The following is an 8,084-nucleotide window of genomic DNA, read 5'->3' on the forward strand; positions in this document are numbered from 1 at the left end:
CCAGCGCCGCCAGGCCCGCGCGCAGTCCACCGGTCAGGCTGTGCCCGACGACGAAGGCCATGTCCATGCCGGGGATCAGCACGATGCCGAGCACCAGGGCGAAGTAGAGCGTCAGATCGGCGGGATTCATTCGAGGGTCTCCTGGTTGGAGGGCGGCTGTGGCGCCCAGGCAGCGCACGAGGCGCGGAATGGCACGCAGCCTAGGGCCGATATAGGACGGATCCAGCCCTATATCGAACGCAGGGGCCGTAGACTCGCCGGCATGTCGCTCCCCGCCTCCCGGATCCTGGCCTTGCTTGAGCTGCTGCAATCGCGCGGACAGCTCGATGGCGCCGCCATCGCCGCCGAGCTGCAGGTCGAGCGCCGCACCGTGCGGCGCTACATCGTGGCGCTGGAGGCGCTGGGCATCCCCGTCGACCGCGAGCGCGGCCGCTTCGGCGGCTACCGCCTGGCGACCGGCTTCCGCTTGCCGCCGCTGATGTTCAGCGAGGACGAGGCGCTGGCCCTGGGCCTGGGACTGCTCGCCGCGCTGCTGCTGCGGCGCCCCCGGCGCGAGCGCAAGCCGCTGCCCACCGAGTGGTCGCTGAGCCCGCGCCCGGTCTTCAGCGCGGATGAACGCCGCGTCTTCCGCCTGCTGCGCGAAGCACTCCCCCACCACGTCGTGATGTGCAAGCTGCCGGTGGTGCGCTTCTGCCAGCCGACCGAGGCCCGCGACGTCCGCTACTGGTATGAGCTGCTGGGCGGCATCAGCGTGAACTTCGCCATCTGCAGCCCCAACGGCCGCGTGCTGGCCGCCATCGACCTGGAAACCGACCGCCCCGGCTCGTCCCGCAGCCTGCAGATCAAGCAGGCCGTGCTGGCCGCGTGCCGGATCCGCTACCTCCGCACCTCGGTCGACCAGCTCCCCAGCGCGACCGAGCTGCAGCTGCTCGTGCCCTACAGCAACCAGGGCAGCCGCGCCAGCATGGCGCCGATGCCGCGCGCCAGCGCGCATGCGCCGGTCGCGAGCGCCGCCGCGGCGCGGCGCGCGGCACCGGTGGCCCCGGCCGCGCGCAACACGCTGTGGAACGACTCGCCCGTCTTCAGCGATTCCTTCTTCGCGCCCGACAGCCGCTATGACGCCTTCGGCGGCGGCGAGTCGATGCACGCGCCCCTGCCGCCGATGGCCGCCCCGATGTCCGCCGCCATGGCCCCGCTGCCGCCCGCCGAACCCCGCACCCGCGGCTACCGGCCGCGCGCCGGCGCGCACGAGGCCAGCGGCTTCCGCGACTCGCAGCTCGGCCGGGAGTCCCAGTTCGGCCACGACTTCCCGCCCCTGCCCGGCGAATCGCCGGACGCCGACATCGGCGGCGTGGTCGTCGATTCGCCGCGCTACGGGCGGCGCTAAGCTACGCGCCTGCTCCGCTTCCTCGAGGACACACGACGGCGCTCCGGCGCCGTTTTCGTTGCCTCCGCGACTCCATGACTGACACGACGGCCGGGTTCGGCCTCCTGACGCCCGAGCTGATGCTCGATGCCCTCGAGCACGCGGGCCTGCGCCCCGACGGCCGCCTGCTGCAGCTGAACTCCTACGAGAACCGCGTGCTGCTGGCGCATCTGGAGGACGGCGCGGCGGTGGTCGCGAAGTTCTACCGGCCCGGCCGTTGGACCGATGCGCAGATCCTGGAGGAACACGCCTTCGCGCAGGCCCTGGCCGCGGCCGAGGTCCCGGTGGTCGCGCCGCTGACGCTGACCATCGACGGCGCCACCGGCACCCTGGGCCATTTCCAGGACCAGCGCTTCGCGGTCACGCCGCGCCAGGGCGGCCGGGCGCCGGAGCTCGAGGACCCGGAGGTGCTGCGCTGGATCGGCCGCTTCCTCGCGCGCATGCACGACGTCGGCCAGGCCCAGCCCTTCCACGCGCGGCTCGCCTGGAACAGCGCCGCGCCGTCGCGCGATGCCCGCGACTGGCTGCGCGCCCAGGACACCCTGCCGCCGGAGCTCTCGGCCCACTGGCACGATGCCGCGGCGCGCTGCATCGACGCGATCGACGCCGCCTTCGACAGCCTGCCGGACCGGCGCTCGCTGCGGCTGCACGGCGACTGCCACCCCGGCAACATCCTGTGGACGCCGGACCGCGGCCCGCACTTCGTCGACCTCGACGACGCCGCCCAGGGGCCGGCGGTGCAGGACCTGTGGATGCTGCTGTCCGGCGATCCGGAAGCGGCGCGGATCCAGCGCGACGCGCTGTTGGACGGCTACGAGAGCGTGCGCGAATTCGACTGGCGCGAACTGCGCCTGGTGGAGGCGCTGCGCACGCAGCGCATGATCCACCACAGCGCCTGGCTCGCGCGGCGCTGGGACGACCCGGCCTTCCCGCTGGCCTTCCCGTGGTTCGGGACGCCCAACTACTGGAGCGACCAGGTCGTCAAGCTGCGCGAGCAGCTCGAGGCCATGCAGGTGGCCGCCGAGCGCTTCTGACCGCTGCTGACGGCGCTCAGCCCAGCAGCAGCGCGTTGACGCGGCGCACGTAGGCGGCCGGGTCCTCCAGCACGCCACCCTCGGCCAGCAGCGCCTGGTCGAACAGCACCTGCGCCAGGTCGCCGAAGCGCGGCTCGTCGCCCTCGATCGCGCCGAGCTTCTTCACCAGCGCATGGTCAGGGTTGATCTCCAGCGTCGGCAACGCGGTCGGCGCGGTCTGGCCGGCCTGCTTGAGCATGCGGGCCAGATGGCCGCTGATGTCGCCCTCCTCGACGACCACGCAGGCCGGCGAGTCCACCAGGCGGGTGGTCACGCGCACGTCCTTGGCGCGGCCCTCGAGCGCGGTCTTCAGGCGGTCCAGCACCGGCTTGAACTGCTCGGCGGCTTCCTCGGCCTTCTTCTTCTCTTCCTCGTCCTGAAGCTGGCCCAGGTCGACCGCGCCCTTGGCGACCGACTGCAGCGACTTGCCCTCGAACTCGTAGAGGTGGGACAGCATCCACTCGTCGACGCGCTCGGTCAGCAGCAGCACCTCGATGCCCTTCTTGCGGAAGATCTCCAGCTGCGGGCTGTTCTTCGCGGCGGCCAGGCTGTCGGCGGTGATGTAGTAGATGGCCTCCTGGCCCTCCTTCATGCGCGACACATAGTCGGCGAAGGAGACGTTCTGGTCGGCATGCGTCGAGGCGAAGCGCAGCAGCTTGACCAGGCGCTCCTGGTTGGCATGGTCCTCGCCGACGCCTTCCTTCAGCACCTGGCCGAAGTCGGTCCAGAAACGGGCGTACTTGTCGCGCTCGGCGGCGTCCTCGCTGTTGGCCAGCGACTCCAGCATCGACAGCACGCGCTTGGTCGAGCCCTCGCGGATCGCCTTCACGTCGCGGCTTTCCTGCAGCAGCTCGCGGCTGACGTTCAGCGGCAGGTCGGCCGAGTCGATCACGCCCTTGACGAAGCGCAGGTAGACCGGCATCAGCGCCTCGGCGTCGTCCATGATGAAGACGCGCTTGACGTACAGCTTCACACCGCCGCGCTTGTCGCGGTTCCACAGGTCGAAGGGGGCCTTGGCCGGGATGTAGAGCAGCTGCGTGTATTCGCTGCGGCCCTCGACGCGGTTGTGGGTGAAGGCCAGCGGCGGCTCGGTGTCGTAGCTGATCTGCTGGTAGAACGCGTCGTACTCGGCCTGGGTGATGTCGCTCTTGGAGCGCGTCCACAGCGCGGAGGCCTTGTTCACCGGCTCCCACTCGTCCTTGAGGACCTGCGTCGCCTTCTCCGCGTCCCACTCCTCCTTGCGCATCAGGATGGGCAGCGAGATGTGGTCGGAATACTTCGCGATCGTCGACTTCAGGCGCCAGGTCTTGAGAAATTCATCCTCGCCCTCGCGTAGATGGAGGATCACATCGGTGCCGCGGCCCGGCTTGGTGATGGTCTCGACCTCGAAATCGCCGGTGCCTTCGGAGCTCCAGCGCACGCCCTGGTCGGCCGGCAGGCCGGCACGGCGAGACTCGACGGTGATGCGGTCCGCGACGATGAAGCCGGAGTAGAACCCCACGCCAAACTGGCCGATCAGGTGCGCATCCTTCTTCTGGTCGCCCTCGAGCTTGGCCATGAACTCACGGGTGCCGCTCTTGGCGATCGTGCCCAGGTGCGCGATGGCTTCTTCCGCGGACAGGCCGATGCCGTTGTCGCTGATGGTGACGGTGCGGGCCTCGGCGTCGAAGGAGACGCGGACCTCGAGGTTGGGCTGGTCTTCCAGGAACTGGGGATGATCCAGGGCCTCGAAGCGCAGCTTGTCGCAGGCGTCGGAGGCGTTGCTGACCAGCTCGCGCAGGAAAATTTCCTTGTTCGAGTAGAGCGAGTGCGTCACCAGATGCAGGATCTGCTTGACCTCGGCCTGGAAGGAATGAGTTTGCTTGTCCATCGTTCGAAAGAAGGGTGGATGAGAGAAACGGGTGGGAGCGCCACCCCGATTGGGGGCGGATTATCGCGGCGGGGCACATGGGCGCGGCGGCGCCGATTTCAAGGGGCCGCCTCTACACTCCCGGCCCTATGCCGATGATCTACTGGTTCGATTTGCTGGGCGTGGCGGTGTTCGCCGTCAGCGGGGCGCTGGCCGCGATGCAGGCCGGGCTGGACCTGTTCGGGCTGCTGGTCATCGCGGCGATGACGGCGGTCGGCGGCGGCACGCTGCGCGACCTGCTGCTGAACCGGCATCCGGTGTTCTGGATGAAGGACACCCGCTACCTGCTGGTGATCGTGGCCAGCGCGCTGGCGGCGCTGGTGGTCGGCCCCTTCCCGGGGCATGCGATCGCGGTGCTCAAGATCGCGGACGCCTTGGGCCTGGCGCTGTTCGCGCTCTGCGGCACGGAGATCGCCGAGGAACACGGCGTGAGGCCGATGCCCGCGCTGCTGATGGGCACACTGACCGCCTGCGGCGGCGGCGTGCTGCGCGACCTGCTGAGCGGCCAGGCGCCGCTGCTGCTGCGCAAGGACATCTATGCGACGGCGGCGATCGGCGGCATCGCGCTGTACTTCGCGCTCAAGGCGATGGGCTTGCCGATGCGCTGGGCCTTCGTGCTGGGGATGGTCGGGGTGGCCGCGCTACGCCTGGCGGCGCTGTACTTCGGTTGGCAGCTGCCGGCGCTGCAGATGCTGCAGCTTCACTGACGGCGGTCGCCGCCGTCGTCTTCGTCGAGGTCGTCGTCCGGGTCCTCGTCCTCGTCCTCGTCCTCGTCGCCGGACGCGTCCGCGTCACGCGTGCCGCGCTTGGCCAGCGCGGCGCGGGCTTCCTTCTCCGCCAGCTTGGCCGCTTCGGCGGCCTCGGCCGCCGCGGTCCATTCGGCGAATTCCGCCGGCGTCTCCAGCGTGATCCGACCAAGCTGCCCCTGGCGCAGGTCGTACAGCAGGATCTCGGCCGCCTTCTGCGTGTTGATGCGCCCCCCCGACAGCACCGCGCCGCGCCGCTTGCCGATCAAGGCCAGCACCTCGCCGTCCAGCAGGCTGGCGTCCGGCTCGAGCTGGTAACGGCTCTTGAGCGACTGCGGATAGTGCCGGCGCAGATAACCCAACAGGTCCAGCGCGACGACCTCCTCCTCGAAGGCATTGCGGCCGACCGCGCCGCTGGCGGCCAGGTTGATGCCAGCCTCGGGCACGCGGATCTTGGGCCACAGCATGCCCGGGGTGTCGAAGAGGTAGACGCCCTTGTCGAGCAGGATCTTCTGCTCGATCTTGGTGATGCCCGGTTCGTCGCCGGTGGCGGCGGCACGCTTGCCCACAATCGTGTTGATCAGCGTCGACTTGCCGACGTTGGGAATGCCGCAGATCAGCACCCGCAGCGGCTTGTCCAGCCCGCCCCGGTGCGGCGCCAGCGCGCGGCACTCGGCCGCCATCAGCTTGGCCAGGCCGGGCTGACCCTGGTGGATCGCCACCGCCTGCGTGTCCGGACGGGAGCGGTAGAAGGCCAGCCACTCCGCCGTGCGGGCGGGATCCGCCAGATCCTGCTTGTTGAGCAGCTTCAGCGCCGGCCGGCCGGCCGTCAGCTGCGCGATCAGCGGATTGGCACTGCTCGCGGGCACGCGGGCATCGAGCATCTCGATGACCACGTCGATGCCGCTCTTCATGCGCTCGCGGATCGCGCCCCGGGTCTTGTGCATGTGCCCGGGAAACCATTGAATCGCCATGGGGCGGGATTGTCGGTGATCTGGTGGGGGGTGTGTTCCACCTGCCGCGGGCGAGCGCTTGGCCGCCAGAGCGCAGGGCCTTGGCGGCAAGCGCCAAGACCCCGCGCCCTGCCGTCCCCGAACCACCGAGGCGGGCGCCGAAGTCGTGCCTCAGTTCGGGGCCGGCGCCGGGCGAAGCTCAACGATCGTCGGGGCACCGTCGCGCGACTCGATGCGCACCTCGACCTTGTCGCCAGCCTTCATCGCCGTCAGCTGCGCAGCGCTCAGCACACCAGGCGCCAGCTTGAAAGGCATCGTCATGCCCGGCATGTCCAGATGACGGATCTCGCCATGCTTGAGCGTCAACTTCTGCTGCGCCGCGTCGACACGACGGACCTCGGCGGCAATCCAGTCCTGCGACGACGCCGTGGCGTCGGCACTCGCGGCCGGCGAGGCAGCAGGCGAGGGCTGGCCGTGGCCCTCATGGCCCTCGTGCCCTTCATGCTGAGCGCGCGCGGGCGAGGCCGCGGCGATCACGCTCAGCGCGATGGCGGCAAGGAGGGTGGGAAAACGGTTCATGGTGATCTCCTGGTGAGCGTTTGAATCGAGGTCGACGGCGCGCGGATCGCACGTCGCGGATCGCGCGCCGATGTTGTGATGAGCAATGGGTCAATGGCCTTGATGGCCGTGGCCATCGGGCTTGCGCACGCGCAGCGGTTCGGGCGCGGGCGCCGACGAGGGCGCAGCGGTCCTCGGTGCGGGAGCCGACGGCGCTCCGAGCGGGGCATCGACCGCGCGAGCGACCGTGCCGCGCGGCGCGGCGTACCAGCCCGGATCGCGGTAGTCGCCGGGCTTCTGGTCCTTGCGGACCTTGAGGACGCTGAACATGCCGCCCATCTCCAGCGCGCCATGCGGCCCCCGCCCGGCCATCATCGGGATGGTGTTCTCCGGCAGCGGCATCTCCATCTCGGCCATGTCGGCCATGCCGCGCTCGCCCATCGCCATGTAGTCGGGGATGACCTTGTTGATGCGCGCGGCCAGCCCGCGGTGGTCGACGCCGATCAGCGTGTCGACTTCATGGCCCATGGCGTTCATGGTGTGGTGGCTCTTGTGGCAGTGGATGGCCCAGTCGCCGGGCTCGTCGGCGATGAATTCGATCTGCCGCATCTGGCCCACCGCGACGTCGGTGGTGACCTCGGGCCAGCGCGCGGACCTGGGCACCGGACCGCCATCGGTGCCGGTGACCTCGAACTCGTGCCCGTGCAGGTGGATGGGGTGGTTGGTCATCGTGAGGTTGCCGATCCGCACCCGCACGCGGTCGCCCTGGCGCACGTTGAGCGTGTCGATGCCGGGGAAGACGCGGCTGTTCCAGGTCCAGAGGTTGAAGTCGGTCATCGTCATCGTGCGCGGCGTGTAGCTGCCGGGGTCGATGTCGTAGCTGGAGAGCAGGAAGCAGAAGTCGCGCTGCACCTCGGCGATCTGCGGGTGTCGCGCCTTCGGATGGGTGACCCAGAAGCCCATCATGCCCATCGCCATCTGCGTCATCTCGTCCGCATGCGGTGGTACATGAAGGTGCCGGGCCGGCGGGCGATGAACTCGTAGACGAAGGTCTCGCCCGGCTTGATCGCGGGCTGCGTGAGCCCGGAGACGCCGTCCATGCCGTTGGGCAGGCGCTGGCCATGCCAGTGGACGCTGGTGTGCTCGGGCAGCTTGTTGGTGACGTAGATGCGCACGCGGTCGCCTTCGACGACCTCGATGGTGGGGCCGGGCGACTGGCCGTTGTAGCCCCACAGGTGGGCGGTGCAGCCCGGCGCGAGTTCGCGCAGGACCGGCTCGGCGACGAGGTGGAATTCCTTGACGCCGTCGCGCATGCGCCAGGGCAGCGTCCAGCCGTTGAGGGTGACGACGGGGTTGTAGGGCCGGCCGTCCGGCGGCGTCAGCGGCGGCGCGGTGTCGGGCGTGTCGCGCTGGGCGGGC

At 70.0% G+C, this 8,084-nt stretch carries 6 protein-coding genes and 1 pseudogene; 3 read left to right on the top strand and 4 right to left on the bottom strand.

Translation table 11 applies throughout. From position 1 onward, the window contains the following. Positions 1 to 262 precede the first annotated feature (262 nt). Complete coding sequence (locus FUT87_RS28825) at positions 263 to 1,387, top strand: HTH domain-containing protein (RefSeq protein WP_186830535.1); 1,125 nt, start codon at positions 263 to 265, stop codon at positions 1,385 to 1,387. Positions 1,388 to 1,461: 74 nt separating this feature from the next. Continuing rightward, entirely contained in the window at positions 1,462 to 2,460 is a 999-nt protein-coding gene (locus FUT87_RS14195) for a serine/threonine protein kinase (protein WP_147241428.1), read from the top strand. A gap of 16 nt (positions 2,461 to 2,476) precedes the next feature. Here the strand turns inward: FUT87_RS14195 and htpG are convergent, their stop codons facing one another. Beyond that, the gene (gene htpG / locus FUT87_RS14200; protein ID WP_147241429.1) at positions 2,477 to 4,369 is read right to left on the bottom strand and encodes a molecular chaperone HtpG; all 1,893 of its coding nucleotides are present in this window, start codon (positions 4,367 to 4,369) and stop codon (positions 2,477 to 2,479) included. A 128-nt stretch (positions 4,370 to 4,497) separates the two neighbouring features. Between htpG and FUT87_RS14205 the strand changes: the two genes are divergently transcribed. Beyond that, positions 4,498 to 5,115, top strand: coding sequence for a trimeric intracellular cation channel family protein (locus tag FUT87_RS14205; protein ID WP_254783452.1), 618 nt, complete (start codon positions 4,498 to 4,500; stop codon positions 5,113 to 5,115). Here FUT87_RS14205 and ylqF read toward each other — a convergent pair. From ylqF to FUT87_RS14220, 3 genes and pseudogenes are all read right to left on the bottom strand, one after another. Continuing rightward, positions 5,109 to 6,128, bottom strand: coding sequence for a ribosome biogenesis GTPase YlqF (gene ylqF / locus FUT87_RS14210; protein WP_147241430.1), 1,020 nt, complete (start codon positions 6,126 to 6,128; stop codon positions 5,109 to 5,111). The two genes, FUT87_RS14205 and ylqF, sit on opposite strands and share 7 nt — an antisense overlap. A 150-nt stretch (positions 6,129 to 6,278) precedes the next feature. Then, a complete protein-coding gene (locus FUT87_RS14215) occupies positions 6,279 to 6,686 on the bottom strand; it encodes a copper-binding protein (protein WP_091727379.1) in 408 nt (135 codons plus the stop codon). Positions 6,687 to 6,776: 90 nt separating this feature from the next. Then, a pseudogene (locus FUT87_RS14220) lies at positions 6,777 to 8,084 on the bottom strand (multicopper oxidase domain-containing protein); the annotation flags it as partial.

The organism is Mitsuaria sp. TWR114, assembly GCF_007997345.1.

Coding starts and splice junctions, on each gene's coding strand:
- FUT87_RS28825 (WP_186830535.1), top strand. CDS start 263: ATGTCGCTCCCCGCCTCCCGGATCCTGGCCTTGCTTGAGCTGCTGCAA.
- FUT87_RS14195 (WP_147241428.1), top strand. CDS start 1,462: ATGACTGACACGACGGCCGGGTTCGGCCTCCTGACGCCCGAGCTGATG.
- htpG (WP_147241429.1), bottom strand. CDS start 4,369: ATGGACAAGCAAACTCATTCCTTCCAGGCCGAGGTCAAGCAGATCCTG.
- FUT87_RS14205 (WP_254783452.1), top strand. CDS start 4,498: ATGCCGATGATCTACTGGTTCGATTTGCTGGGCGTGGCGGTGTTCGCC.
- ylqF (WP_147241430.1), bottom strand. CDS start 6,128: ATGGCGATTCAATGGTTTCCCGGGCACATGCACAAGACCCGGGGCGCG.
- FUT87_RS14215 (WP_091727379.1), bottom strand. CDS start 6,686: ATGAACCGTTTTCCCACCCTCCTTGCCGCCATCGCGCTGAGCGTGATC.